Origin of the sequence: Vibrio eleionomae, assembly GCF_009874545.1 — a bacterium.
Lineage (GTDB): Bacteria > Pseudomonadota > Gammaproteobacteria > Enterobacterales > Vibrionaceae > Vibrio > Vibrio nitrifigilis.
This window is the reverse complement of the sequence record NZ_WEKT01000010.1, coordinates 84,580-106,601: the sequence shown is the minus strand read 5'-3', so window position 1 is coordinate 106,601 and position 22,022 is coordinate 84,580. Positions and strand designations below refer to the sequence as shown.

Here is a 22,022-nt window from a genome sequence, read left to right as displayed (position 1 = left end):
TTTTTTATATTTTATGACGAAGTAGATTTGTCAGAATCATCAACTCTTGCTCTAATGGAAAGACTATTTCGCGTCGAAGCAAAGGATTGATAGCGATGACAACTCGGACAGTATCAGAATGGGAAATCGAATTCCCCATAATTAAGCAACTAAGAAGTTATACTCCTCTATATTGGTCTAATCCTAAGTCGACTACTCTCGAACAAGGTTTACCCTATGTTGGCCTAGATCATCAAGATATCCAACAAGCCAGTGATCGCTTAACGAGGTTTGCGAGCTATTTAGTTAAGGCCTTTCCTGAAACGGCTTCAACTAAAGGTATTATTGAATCTCCATTGGTTGCAATCCCTAATATGAAAGGTGCGCTTGAACGGTATTATGATTGTGCAATATCAGGTTCACTATTAATGAAGCTCGATAACGCTTTACCGATTTCAGGATCGATTAAAGCGCGGGGCGGCATTTACGAGGTATTGTTTCATGCTGAGGCTATTGCTTTAAAAGCAGGGGTAATAACCGAACAAGATGATTACAGCCAGTTATTTTCCCCTCAAGTCCGTCAATTATTAGGTCAATACACCATCGTAGTGGGGTCAACTGGAAATCTGGGGTTATCCATTGGAATCATGAGCGCCAAATTAGGTTTTGCAGTCACGGTACATATGTCAGCAGACGCGCGCGAATGGAAAAAAGCCATGTTACGCGATCGTGGTGTTGAAGTGATTGAATATCAAGATGACTACGGTATCGCTGTTGAAAATGGCCGCCAACAAGCTGAACAAGATCCGAGTTGTTTCTTTATTGATGATGAAAATTCGAAGCATCTTTTTCTCGGCTATGCTGTAGCCGGTGAGCGTCTTAAACAACAATTTCAAGAGCAAAAAATACAAGTTGATAGTGAACACCCACTTATCGTGTATTTACCATGTGGTGTTGGTGGTGGACCCGGTGGCGTTGCATTTGGTTTAAAAATGGCTTTTGGTGATCATGTACATTGTGTGTTTGCTGAACCGACTCATTCTCCGTGTATGCTGCTGGGTGTGATGACCGATGAGCATGAACACATTTCGGTCAACGACATCGGAATGGATAACGTGACTGAAGCGGATGGACTGGCAGTTGGCCGACCATCAGGATTTGTAGGGCGTGCAATGGAGCACCTTTTAGATGGATTCTATACCGTTGATGACAACCAACTATTTGAATGGCTTGCTTTATTAAATCAAAGTGAGCAGTTGAAGTTAGAACCTTCAGCGTTAGCGGGGATTGGTGGTCCACTTTGGTTGAGTGAACAACCGCAGCGTTGTAAGCACGTAGAGAATGTGAATCCAGATAATATTACGCATCTGATTTGGGCAACAGGGGGCGGAATGGTTCCTGACAGTGAGATGGATCACTATATGGCAAAGGCTGCTGCTGCATTGAAATAGCGGTTTGTCATTAAACTTAATGGCAAAGATGCGAAGACGTACCTTTGCCATTTTACCGGCTAATCCAATGGTATTGACCCATAAAAAATGAGTGCTTAATCACATCAGGATTATGCTGACGCCTACCAACTCTGCCTATACTTCAATCAATTTATCATCACTTTTGAAGAAGATGTAATGAGTAAGTTGATTGCACTCTGTACCACGACTGTTTTGAGCACTTTGTTATCTCTTATCGCCAACGCACAAGAGTTAAATGCTGATTTTCGTCCTCGTCCTCCGGAAATGGTGATTGATGCGACTACTCACCAGTTAAGTGGTCCTCTCAAAGACATTATTGACCAAGCAGCAAAAGAGCTAGGACATTCGGTAACTTGGAATTCTGTCCCGTTCATTCGCAGTATAAGTAACTTAAAACATGGTACGACTGATATCGTACCGAGAGTTATTCGAACTTCACAACGAGAAGAATTTATTCGCTATGTTGGCCCAATTACCAGACAAGTAAAAAATATAACCTTTGTGACATTAACTTCTGGACCTAAGATCAGCACTTATGACGATCTGTATAATTTGACGATTGGCGTTAAGCGTGGCACCGCCTATTTTAAGCGTTTTGATCAAGATAAACGTATCAACAAAGTGGTAATGAACGATGATTTTAATCTATCACGATTGCTTAAAGCTAAACGCATCGATGCGATCATTGTGTTAGATGAATCTTCATTGGACGCAGAATTTTCATTGATGGGATTTAACGCTTACAAACAAGCGAAGTATATACACGCAAACATTATAAGTAATTATTACGGTATGCCTAAAAACCATCCTTTAGCGCCCGCTTTTAATCAAAAACTCTCTGAGATGGTTGAGAACGGAGAGATTAAACGTATTTATAAACGCTATGGTATTCACCTGTCGGACTAACTGTAGCGGTTACTCAAATCAACATAGTCGCTGGTTCAGCGATTAGCTCCATTCATATCGTCCCTATTTTTGGTTTTTAGACCGAACTTGTAGAGGGTTTTTTACGTGTTTCTAACGCAAAGTTGATTTTAATCAGTGTGATATATCACCTGTCTTGTCATGTTAATGCTTACTTCACTATTAATAAAGATGTGTTTTTCTTGACTCATATTTTTATTAATGGAACTATCTGTGAAATGTTATAACATAACAATATTGGAACATATGTCTTATAAATTACTTAGCTCAACACTTTTTTCGGCAGCAGCTCTTACTGCTAGTACTTCCGCTTTTGCAACTCACTATCCTTTTACTATTGATAATTGCGGTCAGAAAAATACCTATGAACATGCGCCTGAGCGCGTGGTCACTATTGGCCAGCATGAAACCGAATTGATGCTAGCTCTTGGCCTGAAAGACAAAATTGTTGGTACTTCGGTTTGGTTTGGTCCTTTGCCAAAAGCCTATTCGCAAGATGAAAACTCTCTAAAGCGTTTATCTGATAACTCACCAAGTTTTGAAGCCGTTCTTGGTCAGAAACCTGATTTAGTCGAAGCTCAATACACGTATCATGTGGGTAAACAGGGTGAAGTGGCGACTCGTGTCAGTTTGAAGATCTAGGTGTGCACACTTGGATTTCGCCAAGCGACTGTGTTGGTAAAGGTTTAACCGATAGTTCAAACAGTGATGGTGCGCGTAGCGTGCCTTTCAGCGTAGATTTGCTGTATCGAGAAATTACAGATTTGGCAAAAATCTTTAATGTTGAAGCTCAAGGTAAAACACTTAACGCCCAGCTAGCACAACGTATCGAAAAAGCGCAGAAGGCGGCGAATAGCTCAGCCCTGAAGGCTAAAGACACCAAAGTCGTTTTCTGGTTCTCAAGTTCACGTTTAAAAGGAGATGCTTGGGTGGCAGGTAATTCTGGTGCTCCAGAGTGGATCGCTGATGCCCTTGGTCTTGATAACGTAGTGGATTCTAACCAAGAGTGGCCTGCGGTAAGTTGGGAAACCATTGCTGCTGACAATCCAGATTACATTGTATTGGCTAAAATGGACCGTCGTTTATATCCAGCTGACGATATCAAAAAGAAAATAGCCTTCTTGAAAAACGATCCTGTGACTAAACAGATGACGGCGATTAAACAGAATCACATTATTGTGGTTCCAGCAATGTCGCTTAACCCATCACTTCGTAATGTCGATGCAGTAGAACAGATTGGCCAAAAGATTGGTCAAATGAAATAAGGTATTTTCGTGGTTGTAAAATCAAAGTTTTTCACCGCGCTACTTATGACACTGAGCTTGCTCAGTGTCTTTGTTCTTATGGTCTTGGCTGCGCGAATCGGTGATGTTCCAGTATCCTTTTCTCACACTTGGATGGCCATTACAAATGGGTTGGGCTTTACGCATTATTCATTACCCGCTCTGGAGCAAGGGATCATTTGGCAATATCGAATGAGCCGTGCACTGATGGCTGCATGCAGCGGAGCTGGCCTAGCACTATGCGGGGTGATCTTACAGGCTCTATTACGTAACTCCTTGGCAGAACCTTATCTTCTAGGAATTTCAGCTGGCGCATCTACTGGAGCGGTATTGGTGATGTTGCTTGGAGTCGGTGGTGGAATCATCTCGGTTTCAGGTGGGGCGTTTCTGGGAGCATGTGCTTCATTTTTGGTGATTATGTTACTGGCGCGTGGATTATCGTTTGAGCCCAGTCGCATTATTCTCGCGGGTATTGCCGGAACGCAATTATTTAATGCATTAACGGCTTATTTGGTCAGCACCTCCGCCAATGCTGAGCAATCACGTAGCGTAATGTTCTGGCTACTCGGCAGTTTGAGCAGTGTTCGCTGGCCAGATGCGGTTATGGCACTAGTGATTGTGATTCCTGTTTTTTTGTTATTGCTCGCTTTTGCACGACGGTTAGATACGTTATCGTTAGGTGAAGATATTGCCCGCACATTAGGGACTAATGTGACATTACTGCGCGTCGTGTTATTGGTGATTACGGCATTAATTACAGCGGTTATGGTCAGCACCATTGGTGCTGTTGGGTTTATCGGTTTGGTTATCCCTCACATTGCTCGTTTTATCGTTGGTCATCAGCACCTTAAACTGCTTCCTGCTGCGGCTCTTATTGGGGCCCAGTTTATGATTTTGGCTGATATCACCTCACGAATTTTAGTGGCACATCAGGTATTGCCTATTGGTGTGATAACCGCACTGGTGGGTTCTCCGGTATTTGCTTTTATTCTCTATCGTAGCCGAGGAAAAGTGGCATGAGGATTGATGGCGAACATTTAACCATTTCTCGTGAAGGGAACACCATACTGCATGATGTGCAATTTCACCTTGATTCTGGCTGTAAGCTGGCACTTATCGGACCAAATGGCTCAGGGAAATCGACATTATTACGTACCTTAGCGGGGCTAGAGAAAGAGGCTGTATCGCATCTAGTGCTTGGTGAAGAGCGGGTGTGCGATCTGTCTAAACATCAAATGGCCACCCGAGTCGCGCTGGTAGCGCAACATTCTCAACTGGATATGGATTTAACCGTTGAAGCGTTAGTGAGGCTAGGGCGCACGCCTTATCGAGGGTTGTTTTCTTCTTGGTCTCAAAAAGACACAGAAGCGATAGAACAGGCCTTAAGACAGACTCAATTAACCGAGTTACGTCACCACCATTGGCATCAACTTTCTGGCGGCTTACAGCAACGTTGTCAGATTGCCAGAGCACTAGCGCAGCAGCCTGATATCTTATTATTGGATGAACCCACCAACCATCTCGATATTCAATATCAGTTAGAGTTAATGTCATTGATTGAATCACTACCTATGACCGTTGTGGTTTCATTGCACGATCTTAACCTTGCAGTGAATTACTGCACGGATGTTTTGCTATTAAATCATGGCAGAGTTGTAGCGTGTGGTCATCCGTTGGATGTTATTACTGCGCAGAGAATCGCTCAGGTCTATGGCGTTAAATCGAGTATTTGTCACCAAAGTGATGGTGATGTTCATATAGCATTTCAAAGACGTTAAACCGCTTTCAAACGGATTTATGAAGATAAGGAAAGGTGTCGTGCTTTTTTTGTTTGCCCAGCAAAGCTGGCAAACCCGTCCACTTGAAAGAAAGTGGAGTCACTCAGACTAAGGGGACGACAATCCGAATGGCAAGGGCGTTATTGGCCAACGATAGGGTCTGAAGGAAGCCATAGGAAGTTAGATGTACACAACTAACCGTAACCTGTTTCGGCAGCATTGGTGTGTAAGCGTGGGAAATAGCGCAAAGCCCAATGCTTAGTCAGGCCAATGCTGTGCTTGAGGGTGGGATATCTAACAGGGAGCTAGTGCAATAATTTGGAAAGCCTGACACCACATCCGGGCAAATGCCGGAAGCGTCCATCAAGAGGAGACTCAAAATGCACGTTGGTGCGAGGTGGCAGATGATAGTGAGTAAGGCTCGGCCAGTGAAGCCCAGTAATGGTGTGGAGGAGAAAACCAAGCCAACCTTTGCCAATATGTGTAAAGGAGCGAGCCATTGCCAAAAGCATGGTAAGTTGCGAAGGGGGGAAAGCATACTTTAAGACTTTGATGAATAGTTAGAATTTATCATTGATACACAAGCCGTCAGATCAACGGGACAAGTCGAATTGGAGCACTAGGAATAGTGAATACTGGTGAGACAGTTCGTATAAGGATTGATGTTGTGCCACCAATCATGGTGATATGGAGTATGCATGAGCCGTATACGAGGCCCGTACGTACGGTTCTGTAAGAGGGGTGAGGTGGTAACGCCTCATCCTACTCGTTGTCTGCTAATTACTCATTTTAGGTGTTTGCTGTTTTATAACCATTTGATCAGAGTAACTAGTCTTAAAGCTAATTTTAATGTTGCCATTTTCGTCGTCAGTCAGAATGCTCTTCGAAAACTCCTCCCTTTTCTCTCTGTGTGGAAACGTTTCTTGAGTTTTTTATTGATATATTGGAACATATCTTGAACTTATACGAACAATTAGGCAAACGATTGCCTATGTTATGGAAAAAGGGCAAGGATTGTGCCGAACGGATTATTTTCAATCGAGCGATTTATCGATGATCTCGCTCGTTTTTCAGAAACATCGGATGGGGTGACTCGGTTTCCTCTTACCGAACAAGCCAAACATGCGCGCCAATACATCGCCGACACCATGGAGCAAATAGGACTCACTGTATTTACTGATGGAGTGGGGAATATCCATGGCCAATTATCGGGAAGCGACCTTTCTAATCATAAGCCTTTAGTTTTGGGATCCCATTTTGATTCTGTGCGACATGCAGGAAAATACGATGGTGTGGCGGGAATTGCTTGCGCTCTTGCTGCCGTTGATATGCTTCTTTCTCAGGGATTATCACCATCGTTTCCTATCGAAATTCTTGCTTTAGAAGGGGAAGAAGGCTGTGAATTCAAAAGCCCATTAATTGGCAGCAAAGCGTTAATTGGGCAACTGAGTCTAGGCGAATTAAAGCAGGTAATGAACTCAAAAGGGCAGAGTTATTATCAGCAATGTGAAGCTTCTGCCCTTAATCCTGCTTCTTTACCACAGCCTTATTATCGATCTGACTCCATTGCTGGTTTTATTGAATTGCATATCGAGCAGGCTGCAACATTAGATAGAGAATCGATTCCCGTTGGTATCGTTACTGCAATCAGTGCTCTGCAACGTATTCGTATTGAGTTTCATGGGCAAGCCAATCACGCCGGAGCAACTCCAATGAATCAGCGCTCTGATGCTTTGGTGACGGCGGCTGAATTTATTCATCAAGTCCCAACTATGCTAGCTGAGTATGGTTCACCAGCAGCGACTATTACGTGCGGTCATATTGAGTGTACTCCTAATCGGGCCAATGTTATCCCCGGCTTCGCTGCCTTGGAAATCGACATTCGCGATACTTCTCAGCCATATATTGAACGCTTATCTAATGGTGTGAAACACACCGTTGAACAGCTGGGAGAATCTCCCGGATTAACCACTGTATTTTCCATTTTAGGAACTGGCGATGCGGTAACAATGGATGAATCGTTACGTCAACAATTGACGCAAAGTTGCCAGCGATTGGGCATTCCACACATGGATATTCACAGTGGTGCCGGACATGATGCGGGCGTTTTTGCGCAAATAACACCTACAGCAATGGTGTTTGTGCCAAGTGTTGATGGTTATAGCCATAACCCTAAAGAGCACACACCACTTCAATTTTTGGAACAAGGAACATCAGTTCTCTTGGACTTTCTTCATCACTATTAATAGGGACTGTTATGGTTGCTCAAGTACTTAGCGGCAAGCTAACACTTAGTGAACGTTTGGATAAGCGTTTTCAACTGGTAAAAAATAAAACCAATGTTAAAACGGAGATCGTTGCCGGACTGACGACGTTTATGGCAATGGCTTACATTTTGATTGTTCATCCTACTTTTATGAAAGCCGCCGGTATGGACGTAGGGGCGGTAACCGCTGCTGTGGCTTTATTCTCGGCTCTCGCCTGTTTTGCGATGGGGTATTTTACTAACTTACCTTTTGCTTTGGCGCCTGCTATGGGGGGGAATGCCTTTTTTGCTTTTACGCTGGTGGCTGATGGGGTGGTTAACTGGCAAACCGGGATGGGCATGGTGTTTATCTCCGGGATGACCTTTGTATTGTTAACCTTACTTGGCTTGCGTGAGTTGGTAGTCCGTATGATGCCAACCAATGTAAAAATAGCTATTGGTGCAGCTATTGGTTTATATATTGCTCAGCTTGGCTTTAAAAGTGGTGGGCTGATGGTGTTTCATGGCCATTCAATTACTCTGGGAAGTATGGACGATTATAAAGTCGTACTCACTTTAGCAGGTTTGGCACTCACCATGGGGTTAACCGCCCGTAAAATTACCGGCGCTCTGTTGTATGCCATGGTTATTATTACGGCTGTTGGTATTCCTCTAGGGCTGACACATGTGCCAAATCAGTTTGTTTCCTTGCCTCCATCATTGAAGCCCATTGCATTTCAGTTGGATATTGGCGATGCACTGAAATTTGGTTATATCTCGTTTATTTTTACCTTCTTTGTGGGCGACTTTTTTTCCACATTAGGAACGTTATTAGGTGTGTCGGATAAGGCTGGTTTGCTGGATAAAGACGGTAATTTGCCAAATATCCATAAACCATTTTGGGTCGATTCGGTTGCGACTGTTGTTGGTTCTCTATTTGGTTTAACCACATTGACCTCTTATATTGAGTCTGCTGCGGGGGTTGAAGCAGGAGGTCGTACGGGGTTAACTGCAATTGTGACAGGTTTTTGTTTCTTGATCTGTTTATTTTTAACACCAATCGCGACGATGATTCCTGGTTTTGCGACCGCACCGATACTGATTATGATCGGTCTGATGATGCTAACGAGTGTGCAGCGTTTAGATTTTTCCGATCCTACAGAACTGATGCCTGCGTTCTCAACCATTGTCTTTTGTGCTTATACGTCAAGCATTGCCAATGGTATCAGCTTTGGCATTTTGTCTTACATCGTCGTGAAACTGTTGGCAGGTCGTTATAAAGATATTCATCCTGGCCTATATATTTTGGCGATTCCTTTAGTGTACTTCTTTGCTATTAAGTGAGTGTGATGAGAATTAATCCAACCAATCCTCAAGCGCTAATTAAAGCTGCTCAGGGACACATTGCGGTCGATATATTGCTGAAAAATGTTCAGGTCGTGAATCTGTTTACTGGCGAAATCGCACCTGGTGCAGTGGGTATTTTTGAGGGCATGATTGCGTTTGTCGATTTTGACCCTGAAAACCTCAATCGTGAAACATTGGCCTATCAAGCAAAGCAGACCATTGATGGACATGGGCAATATCTTATTCCTGGGTTTATTGATGCACACTTGCATATCGAAAGTACCATGATGACGCCACGTCATTTTTCAGCTGCTGTATTGCCTTGGGGAACCACCACTGTAGTGATTGATCCTCATGAAATTGGTAATGTGCTTGGCGCTGAAGGAGTGAAATACATGGCACAATCGGTCAGTGATCTGCCGATTCGTTATTATGTGTTAGCGCCTTCTTGTGTGCCTGCTTTGCCGGGAATGGAATCATCGGGGGCAGACTTTTACGCAACGGATATCCAGCAGCTGACTGAAGCAGAGGGTATTTTTGGTATTGGTGAAGTGATGGACTTCCATGGCGTGCTAAATAACGATGCGCGTATGGTCGATATTCTTAAACAAGCCAATCAACAGCATCAGTATATTCAAGGCCATGCTCCAGGAATGTTTGGTCGCCGCTTAAATGCTTATTTATGTAGCGGCCCAACCAACGATCACGAAAGCCGTAGCGGTCAAGAAGCAAAAGATAAAATGCGACTTGGTATGTACGTAGATGCGCGTGAAAGTTCTGCCTCGCAAAATGTGCGTGATATTGTCGAGGCTGTAAAAGACTTTCGCTATCACGACTTATTGTGTTTATGTACGGACGATCGCGAAGCGTCGGATATCCTTGAAAGTGGTCATATGAACTATGTGGTAAAAACGGCGATTGATGCTGGGCTAGATCCGATAACCGCCATTCGTTGCGCCACCTTACATACTGCGCGAGATTTGGGGGTTCGTAACCTCGGTGCCGTCGCGCCGGGATATGTTGCGGATGTTCAATTTATTGAATCATTGACCGAACCAAGGCCATCATTGGTGATCAGTCATGGGCAGATTGTTGCTCGCGATAATCAATTAGTCACACCGTTTGCAAGCAAAATGAGCCCTGTTGAGGCGCTCAATACCGTCGATAACATCCCATTACTAAGTGAGTCAGACCTAACAATTACTGCACCTTTGCAAAATGGGACGGTGAACGTCAATGTCATGCACTATTTACGCCCTAATGGGTCATTAACGGAATGGCGACCGACAGATATCACCGTGAAAGATGGCAAATTACAGCTGCCTGAAGGCCATATGTTTGCTTTGGTACAAAACCGTTATGGTTTATTTGATCAGAGGACATTAGCCGTAGTGAGTGGTTTTGGGCTTCGTGAGGGGGCGATAGCATCAACCGTCTCGCATGACAGTCACAATTTGACGGCAATTTTCGACACCCCTGCTAATGCGTTGGTTGCGATTCAGCAAGTGATCGAGCAGCGCGGGGGAATCGCAAGCTGCGCTAATGGTGAAGTAAGCGCTAATATTCCGTTGCAAGTGGCCGGGCTTATGTCGCTTGAACCGTGTGAGGTTGTAGCGCAGCAAAGTGAGCAAATGAAAGCCGTATTGCGTTTTCAGGGATTAACAGAAGCGCCAAATCCGACGATGCGGATCTCTACGATGGCCTTACCTGTGATTCCTAAAGCAAAATTGTCAGATAAAGGGTTAATTGATGTAGCGAATCACTGTTTTGTACCACTGTTCATTGATGAATAATTTGAGAACGGATGAACGTGGCATTTACACTGTAAACAGCGTGAGATAAAAAGAGAGCGACTCACTGAGTCGCTCAATTGACACACTATGCTTCAGACTGATCGACTGGAAGCACAATCTTTACATACTCGCCTGGAGCGGCTGTAATAACAGGATGTTGTTCAGAACCTTGGTTATAAGGCGCAACTTTTTCTTCAGGGTTGAATTGACCCAACCACTGATTCCAGTGCGTCCACCAAGAACCATCAGTATGCGATGCTGCTGATAACCATTCTTCAGGGTTTTCAGTCAGATTATCATTGATGTAGAAGCCATATTTGTTCTTATCTGGGTGATTAATGATCCCAGCAATATGACCAGACTCACCAAGTACGAACGTTTTCTTACCACCGACATGCAATGCACCATTGTAAGTACCTTGCCACAGAGCAATATGGTCTTCTTTGGTTGAAACGAAGTAGGTTGGGATGTTGATCTTACGTAGGTCGATCCAGACTCCACCGATTTTCACACCTTTATCTTGAATCAATTTGTTATTCAAATAGAGTTCACGCAGCATGAAGTTACTGGTTTCAGCACTTAGGTTAGTACCGTCACTGTTCCAGTAAAGTAGGTCGAAGTCGACAGGATTATTCCCTTTCAGGTAATGTTCGACGTAGTAATTCCAATACAATGAATTTTCCCTTAGCAAGCTAAAGGTAACGTTCATCATACGTCCATCCATATAACCACGAACTTGGTTTTGGATTTCCACCGCACTGATAATTGGGTCGTTAATATAAACGCCAATATCCCCAGGGCGAGAGAAGTCGAGTAGAGTTGTGAAGAAAGTCGCTGACTTAATGCGTTTTTTCATGCGTTTTGCTGCGTAATAAGCAACGGTACATGCCAAAACAGTACCACCAATACAGTAACCTGCTGCATTAATTTGTTCTTGGCCTGTGATTTCTTCAATTGCAGTAACCGCTTTGACGACACCGTCAGTAATATAATCACCGAATTCAACTTTACGTTGTTCGTAACCAGGGTTACGCCAAGACATCAAAAATACGGTATGACCTTGTTCTAGCAACCATTTCACCATAGAGTTTTTGGTGCGTAAATCAAGGATATAGTATTTATTGATGTATGGAGGAACGATCAGTAGTGGTGTCGCATTTACCTGCTTGGTCATCGGTTTGTATTGGATGAGTTCAAACAGATCATTTTTATACACCACATCACCAGGTGTAGTTGCAATGTCTTCACCAACACGGAAAGCCTTTTTGTTCGTCATACGAATTTTTAGGATTTCAGCGCTAGATTCTACATCTTCTTGCAACTGCTCTAATCCTGCGATCAAATTAGCGCCATTTTTTTCAATGGTTAGCTTACGTAATTCAGGGTTAGTTGAAATAAAGTTTGATGGCGAAAGCGCATTGATGGTTTGACGAGAAAAGAACATTAAACGTTCTTTTGTTTTATCATCAACGCCTTCAATCGACTCAATCGTTTCTAAATACGTTTTACTAAACAGCAAATAAGATTGTTTAATAAAATTAGAAACCACATCAGCATCCCAAGCTTCACCAGAAAAACGTTTATCCCCTCGATCCGCATCAACAATGCTAGGTTGTGATGGGTTAAAGAATACGTTTTGCCAGATTTCTAACTGCTTTTCCCACCATTGGGTCTGCAGTTTGATCATCGCTTGAGGTTGATTAGCCGCTTGTTCTAGTAGTTTCGCTGTATCATCAAAATTCACTTCTTGTAATGCTTTGTTGACTGGAGAACTAAGAACTTCCTTGTTTGCTTCAACATTTTTCCACCAATGCACATTGGCTTCTTGGAGTTTTACAAGGTAGTCTGAAAAGAAGTTTTGATACATTTTGAGACTCCTGTGATCGGAAACCACGCTGCCGCGCGGTGAAGCGAGGCAGCGTTGTAACTAAATATCCTTACTGAGCGTTTGGAGTTACGGTTTTCAGATTTTCAGTAGTCAAGCTGTCAAAATCATCTTTGAATTCTTTAGCAATAGCTTGAATTTTATTGCTATCAGCAACAAGTTGTTCGGATAATTTTGAGAAAACGGCAAGTTGTTCGCTGTTGAATTTAGTCAATGAAGTGACGTCAGTAATTTCGCTGGCTGCTTTTACTTGGTCAAGGCCCATTTGGCTATAGGTTTGAATAGCTTTCAGTTGCATTTCAGTCAAAGTTTCAACGTTTTTAGCCATCAATTTATTGAATTTGGTGTAAGGTTCGAAACTTTTTTCTGCTTGATCAGTAAATGTTTTAAAAAATTCGGTGTACATGGATATTCTCCTGATAGTGAATAATATTTAATCCGTTAACGTTTAAATTGCTTTGACTACCACTGCTGTGCCCATACCGCCTCCGACACACAGTGAAGCCACACCATATTGATTTGAGCGCTTATGCATCTCGTAAATCAAACTCACAAGAATTCGGTTTCCCGATGCTCCCAGAGGATGACCTAATGCAATGGCTCCTCCATTCACGTTGGATTTATCGAGAATGGTTTTAGGGTCGACTTCATGAATTTTTGAAAGCTGTTTGATAACGCCTAATGCTTGTGCTGCAAACGCTTCATTCAGTTCAAAAAGATCGATGTCCTTAATTGTTAATTGTGCTTTTTTAAGCGCTTTTGTGACTGCTCCAACAGGCCCTAACCCCATGACTTTAGGGTCAACGCCATCTTGAGCGTAGCCGACAACTTCAGCCAATGGCTTCAATTTGTATTCTTTTACGGCTTGCTCAGAAGCAAGTACAACGGCACTTGCACCATCGTTGATACCAGACGCATTCCCTGCGGTAACCGTACCTTCTTTATCAAAGGCAGGACGCAGTCTTGCGAGTGTTTCTTCGGTGGTGTTTGGTTTAGGGTATTCGTCTGTGTCAAATATCACGGTGTCGCGGCGAACTTTGACTTCAACAGGTACAATTTCATCTTTGAACTTGCCTGCTTCAATAGCGGCGACGGCTTTGTTTTGACTCCATGCTGCAAATTCATCTTGCTCTTGACGAGTTAACCCTACTTCTTTGGCAACGTTTTCTGCGGTGACGCCCATATGATATTGGTTGAAAACATCAGTCAAACCATCGTTAATCATTAGGTCTGTCAGTTGGGTATGCCCCATTTTGTGGCCATTACGAATGCTTCCAGAAATCGCGTAAGGAATAGCAGACATGACTTCTACGCCACCTGCGATAACCACGTTAGCATCGCCAGCTTTGATATGAGAGATGCCATCCATTACGGTTTTCATCCCACTGCCACACACCATATTGACGCTATAAGCAGGAACAGAAACTGGAATACCTGCATAAATGGATGCTTGGCGTCCCACATTCATACCTTGGCCTGCACCCACTACGTTACCAATAATCACTTCATCAACGTTGTCGGCGGCGACACCTGATGCTTCGAGTGCCGCTTTAACCGCGACTGCACCAAGTTCACCTGCGGGTGTATTCTTCAACGCTCCGCCAAATGACCCTAGAGCTGTACGTTTCGCTGCTACGATAAATACTTTTTCCATCCAGATATTCCCCTAGTGCATGTACAAACCACCGTTGACAGACAAAGTCTCACCGGTGATATAGGCACCAGCATCGCTGACTAAATAAGCGACGGCATTAGCGATATCTTCTGGAGTAGCAAGACGTTTCATTGGGATTTCAGCTTTGATTGCATCCAGTACGTCTTCACGCATTTTGGCAACCATAGGGGTTGCTGTGTAACCAGGTGCAACTGCGTTGACAGTGACACCATATTTTGCACCCTCAAGAGCCAATGCTTTGGTAAAACCAATCATGCCCGCTTTAGCTGCTGAGTAGTTGGTTTGACCAAATTGGCCTTTGATACCATTCACTGACGTGATGTTAACAATTCGACCTGATTTCTTTTCCAGCATTGAAGGGAAAATAGGGTGAGTCACATTAAACACGCTGTTTAGGTTTGTGTTGATAACGGCTTGCCAATCATCGGCAGTCATTTTTTTAAATTGTGCATCTCGGGTGATACCCGCAGTGTTAACGAGAACATCGACGCTCCCTTCTTCCTCAAGCAGTTTAGTCAAGGTGGCTTGGCACTCATCGACTTTAGTCACATCGAGTTCTAGTAAACGAATTTGATCGTCTGAGAAGCCTTTTTCTTTCACCCATTCAACTGAGTGGTCGTACATAGGTTTGATGTATGTTGCGATGACTTTAAAACCATCGTTAATCAGTTGTGAAGAAATGGCAGAACCGATTCCGCCAGTAGCCCCTGTGATCAAAGCGACCTTTTTCATAAAAGACTCCATTCAAAAGTGTCCGGTATTGGCTGTCATCTCAAAGACTATCGCTAGCAGATGGCGATTGATTTCGCTACCTAACAAAATATTATCTTTAAGATATGACGTTCTAATATCTTTCATTCAAAAATGACAATTTTAAATATAACGTTTTGGATTTATTTAAATTTGCACATCTACTTTAAAATTAAATTTCTTTAGTTACGTTCTTAATACTAGAAGCTAGTTTTGATTCGAATCATGAGCGCACTCTCAAAACTATGAAATGCATTTCGTACTTTTTCAAGTTTTGCCCAAAATCATTTTTCTTTTGCTTATCACGAATATAGATATTCATTAGTGATTGAAGTGTTTTTGTAAGTGTTTGATATGTAGTAGTAAAATTTATTATTAGATCTAGTCGATGTTTGCGTTTTTTAGAAGGGGTAAACTTTTTTTATAAAATAAATAAAAAATAGAATCAGCAGATAATAATATGTTAAGTATCATTAGTGTTTACTTATGTATTTTTAATTAAATGAGATTAATAAACTTCATATAGCAAAATGGAATAAAAATACCTTATTATTCCTTATGTTTAATTTCTCACTTTTGAGAAACGTAACGCTTATGCGTTTATCCAATTTTTAAAATAAAATGCGTCTGAAATTAGAGGGTTGGATATTGTAAGTAACCGAATATTTCTAGTACGAATTATGCACGTAGTGAAAATAGGTATTATCGATTGGTATACAAATATGAGATTAATGGGGATAGGAAAAGCGACGTACTGCATGATTATGCAATTAGGATATAACAAGTCGCTTATTTACAAATTTATTACAGAAAAGAGAGGGTTACAATTATTATGTTAAAACTCAATACTATGTGTATTAATGGCCTATGAAGTCACCCTATGATGAACAGGTTATTGCTGATTTATTTGAGATTTGTTGTTGAAATTGGGGGAGGTAAAGAGGGGAAAGTGATTGCTTTTCGGTCATGAAAAGAGAAAGGCTTAACGAAACAACACACTTTTTTTAATTTATGTAATAAGCGTTTGATCCAACGGGGCTCAATGCTTGCGTTGACTATGATACACTCCTCAACAGTATGAGTGCGTGACATTTTTAGACCAAAGTTCACTAATCAACTTCATCTCTTTTCTCTTTATAGTTAAAGGTCAAATAATGGATTATTTTTCTAGCCCCATTGTGATTTCGATGGTGCTAATTTTTATCGGTTCTTTTGTTCAGACTGCGATTGGTTTTGGATTAGCTGTGGTGGCTGCTCCACTTTTGTTTGCTCTTTCTCCTGATTATGTTCCCGCTCCTGTGACGTTAAGTGCTTTAGTCCTTTCATTCCTTAACGCCATGAAGTTAAGGCATAATATTTCCATTGGTGGGCTTAAGATGGCATTGATTGGTCGTGCTCCTGGGTCTGTCGCTGGCGGAGTTTTACTTGTGTGGGTATCTGCTAAGGTTCTAGAACTTTGGTTAGGACTACTGGTTATGATGGCGGTATTGGTGAGCTTGTTGCCTTTTCGCATTGAACTAACGCCCAAGCGCATGTGTATTGCGGGATTCTTTTCTGGTTTCTTTGGTACCAGTAGTGCGATTGGTGGCCCTCCTATGGCGTTGTTGCTGCAACATCAAGAAGCGAATAAATTACGTGGCAACCTAGCTGCCTTTTTTGTGTTCAGTTCTATCATGTCCCTTATTGTTCAATTATGTGCAGGATTTTTAACGTGGCACCATTTATTGATCTCTTTACCGCTGATGCCAGCTGTAGTGCTTGGGTATTTGGCGGCGATTAAGTTAACAAAAAATTGGCCTAAAGAAACCATCCGCAAGTTTGCTCTCGCACTCTGTTTTATTAGTGGAGCAACCGCCATCGCAAAGGGGCTCGGGATTCTATAGCGATAAAAAAGAGAAGTTCACACTTCTCTTTTTTTGTTGTCGTTAACTCTCTAAACTATCCCACACACCAAGAATATACATGATGCCAAGCGCCCGATCATACAAACCATAGCCGGGTCTGGCCCATTCTTCTTCTCCCCATAAATGACGTCCATGATCCGGTCTCAGGTAACCTGTATACCCATGTTTATGCAGGGTCTTGATTACCTTAACCGTATCGACCGAACCATCACAGGCTCGATGTGAGGTCTCGATAAAATCACCATTAGCAAATCGTTTAACGTTACGCACATGCATAAAGTGTATACGGCTAAAGCATTGGTCAATGATAGCGGGAATATCGTTATTGATTGAGCCTAGAGAACCGGTACATATACTTAACCCGTTATAGGGGCTATCGACTAGGCTTAGTAATCGTTTGATATTAGTTAAATTGGTAATGATTCGTGGCAGGCCAAAAATAGCAAACGCAGGATCATCAGGGTGGATACCAAGTTTAATATCGTACTGCTCACAAACCGGGATCACTTGCTCAAGAAAATACTGTAGATTGGACCAAAGCTGTTCGCTGGTGAAACCTTGGTACTGAACAAACGTGTGTTCCAGTTTAGCTAATCGCTCAGGTTCCCAGCCTGGCATAGTCACATCCACATTTTGTGATAATGTTTTTATTAGCTCCATGGGATCAATATTTTGAATACGGCTTTGTTCAAAGAACAGAGCGTTAGAGCCATCCTTAAGAGGGTGGTAAAGTTCGGTTCGAGTCCAATCAAATACGGGCATAAAGTTATAGCAAACCACTTTCACACCCGCTTTAGCTAACCTTCTGAGTGTTTCTTTATAATTGTCAATGTAGACGTCGCGAGTTGGAAGTCCAAGCTTTATATCTTCATGGACATTAACACTTTCAACGACATCAGCATGAAACCCCGCTTGGCGTATGGTTGCGACTTCTTTAGTGATGCGTTCTTCGCTCCAAAGCTCACCCGCTGGCATATCGTGCAGCGACCAAACGATACCATCAACGCCCGGAATCTGTCGGATTTGGGCAAGGCTAATCTTGTCATTTCCCTCACCATACCAACGAAATGTCATTCTCATGATCATGCTTCCTAGTTTTTAGTTCTTGTGAGTACTAACCCATTGATATACAGCTTGTTTAGAACCCAAGGTCATAATGGTTTCTAATGCTCCGGTGAGTGATTCAATAAATGTATTGTCACGAGCAAATTCAGGGGAGAAAACACTGTCCAGATGCACGAAAGCGTTGACGATCGCTTGAGGTTGATCTTTATGTTGTTCCCAAATAGCAGCAAACTCATCGCGTAAAGGATCTTGTACGTCAATCGCTTGATGTTGTTCGTCGATCCCACTGACATAACGGATCCAACCTGCAAGAGCCAAATACAGTGGTGAGAGATCAACGTGATGATCTAGACCATAGCGCATTGTTTGTAGGAAGCGTTGTGGTACTTTTTGTGAACCGTCCATTGCAATTTGCCAAGTGCGGTGCTGCAGTGCGGTATTTTCATAACGTTCAATGAGTTGTGATTTGTAATCATCGAGATCAACGCCCTGAATATGCACTGCTGGGGTGATGGTGTCATCCATCATACGACGAATGAAATATTTGAATTTAGGATCGCGAATGGTTTCGGCAATGGTTTGATAGCCAGAAAGGTAGCCTAGATAAGCCATGGATGAGTGGGTGCCATTCAACAGGCGTAATTTCATTTCTTCGAATGGGAGCACGTTATCTGTGACTTCAATATTGGCAATCGAAGTGTTTTCCCACAATGGGCGGTCATTGACGAATTTATCTTCCACTACCCACTGTAAGAAAGGTTCGGTGACGACACAGGCTTCATCTCTCAATCCTAAAACTTGCTCGACTCGGTTAATATCATTTTCTGTGGTACGCGGCACAATGCGATCGACCATAGTACAAGGAAATTGAATATGATTTTTAATCCATTGATGCAGTTCTGGATCCCGAGCTTGAGCAAATTGCAGGACTACTTTTTCGAGTACATGACCATTTTCAGGTAAGTTATCACAGGTTAGTGGGGTGAATGGTGCAATGTCTTTTTGACGACGAATATTAAGAGCCTCAACGAGAAAACCCACCGCTGATTGAGGATGGGTTGGATCGGCTAAATCATGTTGGATAAACGGATGATTAAGATCGAGATCGCCTGTCGCTGGGTGATGGCAATAGCCTTTTTCTGTGATAGTAAGAGAGACGATTTTTACGTCAGGGCTGCACATGTAAGCAAAAACTTGATCGGTTTGGGTGCTAGTTAAAATTTCCTCAATGGCGCTGATAAGCTGCACATTGAGCGTGTCGTTATACCCCACGCCGACAGTGTAGAGATTATCTTGCTGTGCCATTTTTTGTGGTAAATCGCTGCTTCCCCATGTCACCCCTACAATTTTCCAATTACCGCCAAATTCTTGCATATAAGTGTCGGTAATTAATGCTTGGTGAGCACGATGGAATGCGCCAAACCCTAAGTGGACAATCCCGACTTGTGCCGCAGAGTGATTGAGTGTTAAGGGAGTATTCGCACTGGTAAGAGTAGAAAGAGATAAATTCATAATAAGACTCTATTTGGTTTGAACGGCCGTTATTGCGGCGTGATAAAGAGTGCACTGGTATTGATTAAATACCAGTGCTTACTGCCATTATTGGGCTTGTATTTCGTCTAACATACCGACTAAATCAGGATTTTCTTTGCGGAACTTGTCATAAACCGGTTTTACGGCGGCTTGGAATTTAGCCACATCACTTTGCACAAACGTAATGTTGTCCGCTTCTAGCGCTTTTTTCGATTTGCTAACGTAGTTATTCCAGTTGGTTTCTTGCTGTTTCACGGTTTCTTTTGCGACTTCGCGGATGATTTTGCGTTGCTCATCAGTCAATGAATCCCAAATACTGGTGGAGACCACTAAAACATCAGGTACCTCGGTATGTTTGTCGTAGGAATAAACTTTCTCTACTTCATAGTGGCGAGAAGAGTAGTAAGACGGGATATTATTTTCAGCACCATCGACAACGCCTTGTTGCATGGCGGAATAGAGTTCGCCGTAAGGTAGAGGAACCGGCGTTGCGCCAAGTGCTTTGATGGTATCAATCGAAACGGAAGAGTTTTGTACGCGAATTTTTAATCCCTTTAGATCGTCAGGAGTTCGAATTGGCTTTGAGGTATAAAAGCTGCGCGAGCCGGCATCTAAGAATGCCAGTCCAATAAATCCAGAATCTCGAGATGAGGCGAGAATTTTTTGACCAATCGGACCTTCGAGTACTTTGTGGTATTGAGCGTCGCTACGATACAAATAAGGCAGTGAGAGCAACTTATAATCTGACGCAAAAGAGTTGAGTGGTGCTGCGCTGACTTTAGTAAAAGCGATTGTGCCGTTTTGCACCATCTGTAATAAGCCCGTTTCATTACCTAGCGTGCCGTTAGGGTAAACTTTTACGCGAATATGAGCGCGTGCTTTAACTTGGTCAGCAAACCAGGTTAATGAGGCATGCACAGGGTGTTCTGTCGGCAATTCGTGGGCCAATTTTAGGGTTCGAGCTTGCGCGGCATTGATGTTTAGAGCGGCTAACGCTGAGATAGCGCAGGTTAGCACAACAGAATTCAGACGTTTCATGGCAGGGTCCTATTGTTATCGTTAATGTTGATATCCGGCTAAGGTTGGTAACCAAAGCGATAAAGATGGGAATAAAGTGATGATGCCTAGCGTAATCACCATAATGGCAAACAGTGGAATTAACTTAGGGACGACTTGACCTAATTTGGTGTCTGATACACTGCAGCCGACAAAAAGTGCTGTGCCTACTGGTGGAGTACAGATACCAATACAAAGGTTAAACACTAAGATGATGCCGAAGTGAATCGGGTCGATACCTAATTGAGTCGCGATGGGCAGAAATATGGGGGTAAAAATAAGTACCGCAGGCGTCATGTCCATAAAGGTGCCAATGACCAGCAAAATCACATTCATTAGCAACACGACAACGATCGGATTAGTCGACGTTTGCATCACGAAATCGGCGATAAAGTTCGGAATATCCGCGTTGGCCATTGCCCAAGACATCGCTGAAGAAGTGGCAACCATGAGTAGAACAATCGATGTGGTAACAACGCTTTCGATTAGCACTGGGAACATGTCTTTCATTTTGAGTTCGCGGTAAGCAATCCCTAACACCAGTGCGTAAACAACGGCAATCGCTGAAGCTTCAGTGGCAGTAAAAATCCCCGCCAAGATACCGCCCATGATAATCACGACCAGGGTTAAACTTGGAATTGCATCTAAAACGACTTTGGTTGCTTTCTCTTTAAAGACAATTTTTTGTTGTGGAATATGGTTGCGTTTACCGAGTAGAAAGATCCCCACCATTACGCCTAGACCCATTAAAATACCGGGAATGTAACCGGCAATGAACAGGTATTGCACTGAAGTACTACTGACTAAGGCAAATAAGATCAAGATGTTGGAGGGGGGAATCAATAAACCGGATGGACATGAAGCTACGTTGACAGCGGTCGAAAAATCAATGGGATAGTGCTGCTTTTCCTGCAGTGGTTTCATGATGCCGCCGACAGCGGCTGCTGAAGCAGTGGCAGAGCCGGATAAAGAACCAAATAGCATGTTGGCAATCACGTTTACATGTGCGAGTGAACCAGGCAGCCGTCCACCGAACAGCATCGCAAAGTTGATTAAACGTGTCGCTAACCCCCCTCGATTCATCAAGTTACCAGCAACGATAAAGAACGGCAGCGCTAATAAGCCAAAGTTATCCAAGCCATTAGCTAGCTTTTGGGATACTAAAATCATGGCTTTATCGAAAGGAAAATCGATAAAGACAGTGAGCATGGCGGCAATACCGATTGAAAAGGCAATCGGTACACCAACAAGCAGTAACACACCTAATACGCAGAATAAGACAATGACAGGAAAAAAGTCGAAAAAAGCATCGGGCGCATTCATCAAAAAATGC

Annotated in this window: 18 protein-coding genes; 10 read left to right on the top strand and 8 right to left on the bottom strand. The window is 42.9% G+C overall.

The features are described from left to right. Window positions 1-95: 95 nt before the first annotated feature. From dsdA to ade, 9 genes are all read left to right on the top strand, one after another. Window positions 96-1,430, top strand: a complete 1,335-nt coding sequence (gene dsdA, locus F9817_RS08180) for a D-serine ammonia-lyase (protein ID WP_161154472.1) — start codon at window positions 96-98, stop codon at window positions 1,428-1,430. Window positions 1,431-1,607: 177 nt separating this feature from the next. Continuing rightward, on the top strand, window positions 1,608-2,357 hold the full coding sequence (locus F9817_RS08175) for a substrate-binding periplasmic protein (RefSeq protein WP_161154471.1): 750 nt from the start codon (window positions 1,608-1,610) through the stop codon (window positions 2,355-2,357). A gap of 264 nt (window positions 2,358-2,621) precedes the next feature. Then, a complete protein-coding gene (locus F9817_RS24270; protein WP_202436387.1) occupies window positions 2,622-3,017 on the top strand; it encodes an ABC transporter substrate-binding protein in 396 nt (131 codons plus the stop codon). Window positions 3,018-3,019: 2 nt separating this feature from the next. Next, window positions 3,020-3,640, top strand: coding sequence for an ABC transporter substrate-binding protein (locus F9817_RS23810; RefSeq protein ID WP_345789715.1), 621 nt, complete (start codon window positions 3,020-3,022; stop codon window positions 3,638-3,640). A 9-nt stretch (window positions 3,641-3,649) separates the two neighbouring features. Continuing rightward, entirely contained in the window at window positions 3,650-4,678 is a 1,029-nt protein-coding gene (locus tag F9817_RS08165) for an iron chelate uptake ABC transporter family permease subunit (RefSeq protein WP_202436386.1), read from the top strand. Then, window positions 4,675-5,436, top strand: coding sequence for an ABC transporter ATP-binding protein (locus tag F9817_RS08160; protein WP_161154470.1), 762 nt, complete (start codon window positions 4,675-4,677; stop codon window positions 5,434-5,436). The genes F9817_RS08165 and F9817_RS08160 overlap by 4 nt, the downstream gene beginning before the upstream one ends. Before the next feature lie 1,016 nt (window positions 5,437-6,452). After that, window positions 6,453-7,682, top strand: a complete 1,230-nt coding sequence (locus F9817_RS08155; RefSeq protein WP_161154469.1) for a hydantoinase/carbamoylase family amidase — start codon at window positions 6,453-6,455, stop codon at window positions 7,680-7,682. Window positions 7,683-7,693: 11 nt separating this feature from the next. Beyond that, a complete protein-coding gene (locus F9817_RS08150; protein ID WP_161154468.1) occupies window positions 7,694-9,025 on the top strand; it encodes an NCS2 family permease in 1,332 nt (443 codons plus the stop codon). A 5-nt stretch (window positions 9,026-9,030) separates the two neighbouring features. Further along, the gene (gene ade / locus F9817_RS08145; RefSeq protein WP_161154467.1) at window positions 9,031-10,821 is read left to right on the top strand and encodes an adenine deaminase; all 1,791 of its coding nucleotides are present in this window, start codon (window positions 9,031-9,033) and stop codon (window positions 10,819-10,821) included. 85 nt (window positions 10,822-10,906) lie between these two features. Here the strand turns inward: ade and phaC are convergent, their stop codons facing one another. The 4 genes from phaC to F9817_RS08125 form a co-directional block, all read right to left on the bottom strand. Further along, entirely contained in the window at window positions 10,907-12,688 is a 1,782-nt protein-coding gene (gene phaC / locus F9817_RS08140) for a class I poly(R)-hydroxyalkanoic acid synthase (RefSeq protein WP_161154466.1), read from the bottom strand. Between the two features lie 70 nt (window positions 12,689-12,758). Next, window positions 12,759-13,112 carry a phasin family protein gene (locus F9817_RS08135; RefSeq protein WP_161154465.1) on the bottom strand — a complete coding sequence of 118 codons (354 nt, stop codon included), beginning with the start codon at window positions 13,110-13,112 and terminating at the stop codon, window positions 12,759-12,761. Between the two features lie 42 nt (window positions 13,113-13,154). Further along, on the bottom strand, window positions 13,155-14,360 hold the full coding sequence (locus F9817_RS08130) for an acetyl-CoA C-acetyltransferase (RefSeq protein ID WP_161154464.1): 1,206 nt from the start codon (window positions 14,358-14,360) through the stop codon (window positions 13,155-13,157). Between the two features lie 12 nt (window positions 14,361-14,372). Continuing rightward, a complete protein-coding gene (locus F9817_RS08125) occupies window positions 14,373-15,113 on the bottom strand; it encodes an SDR family oxidoreductase (RefSeq protein WP_161154463.1) in 741 nt (246 codons plus the stop codon). 1,172 nt (window positions 15,114-16,285) lie between these two features. On the opposite strand from F9817_RS08125, the gene F9817_RS08120 reads away from it, so the two are divergent. Next, window positions 16,286-17,014 (top strand): sulfite exporter TauE/SafE family protein, encoded by a 729-nt coding sequence (locus tag F9817_RS08120; RefSeq protein ID WP_161154462.1) that lies wholly within the window; start codon window positions 16,286-16,288, stop codon window positions 17,012-17,014. Window positions 17,015-17,056: 42 nt separating this feature from the next. Here the strand turns inward: F9817_RS08120 and uxuA are convergent, their stop codons facing one another. From uxuA to F9817_RS08100, 4 genes are all read right to left on the bottom strand, one after another. After that, window positions 17,057-18,115, bottom strand: a complete 1,059-nt coding sequence (gene uxuA / locus F9817_RS08115; RefSeq protein ID WP_161154461.1) for a mannonate dehydratase — start codon at window positions 18,113-18,115, stop codon at window positions 17,057-17,059. 18 nt (window positions 18,116-18,133) lie between these two features. Then, the gene (locus tag F9817_RS08110) at window positions 18,134-19,612 is read right to left on the bottom strand and encodes a mannitol dehydrogenase family protein (protein ID WP_161154460.1); all 1,479 of its coding nucleotides are present in this window, start codon (window positions 19,610-19,612) and stop codon (window positions 18,134-18,136) included. An 87-nt stretch (window positions 19,613-19,699) separates the two neighbouring features. Then, window positions 19,700-20,671 (bottom strand): TRAP transporter substrate-binding protein, encoded by a 972-nt coding sequence (locus F9817_RS08105; protein ID WP_161154459.1) that lies wholly within the window; start codon window positions 20,669-20,671, stop codon window positions 19,700-19,702. Window positions 20,672-20,692: 21 nt separating this feature from the next. Then, a complete protein-coding gene (locus F9817_RS08100; protein WP_427916701.1) occupies window positions 20,693-22,012 on the bottom strand; it encodes a TRAP transporter large permease in 1,320 nt (439 codons plus the stop codon). Window positions 22,013-22,022: the final 10 nt, after the last annotated feature.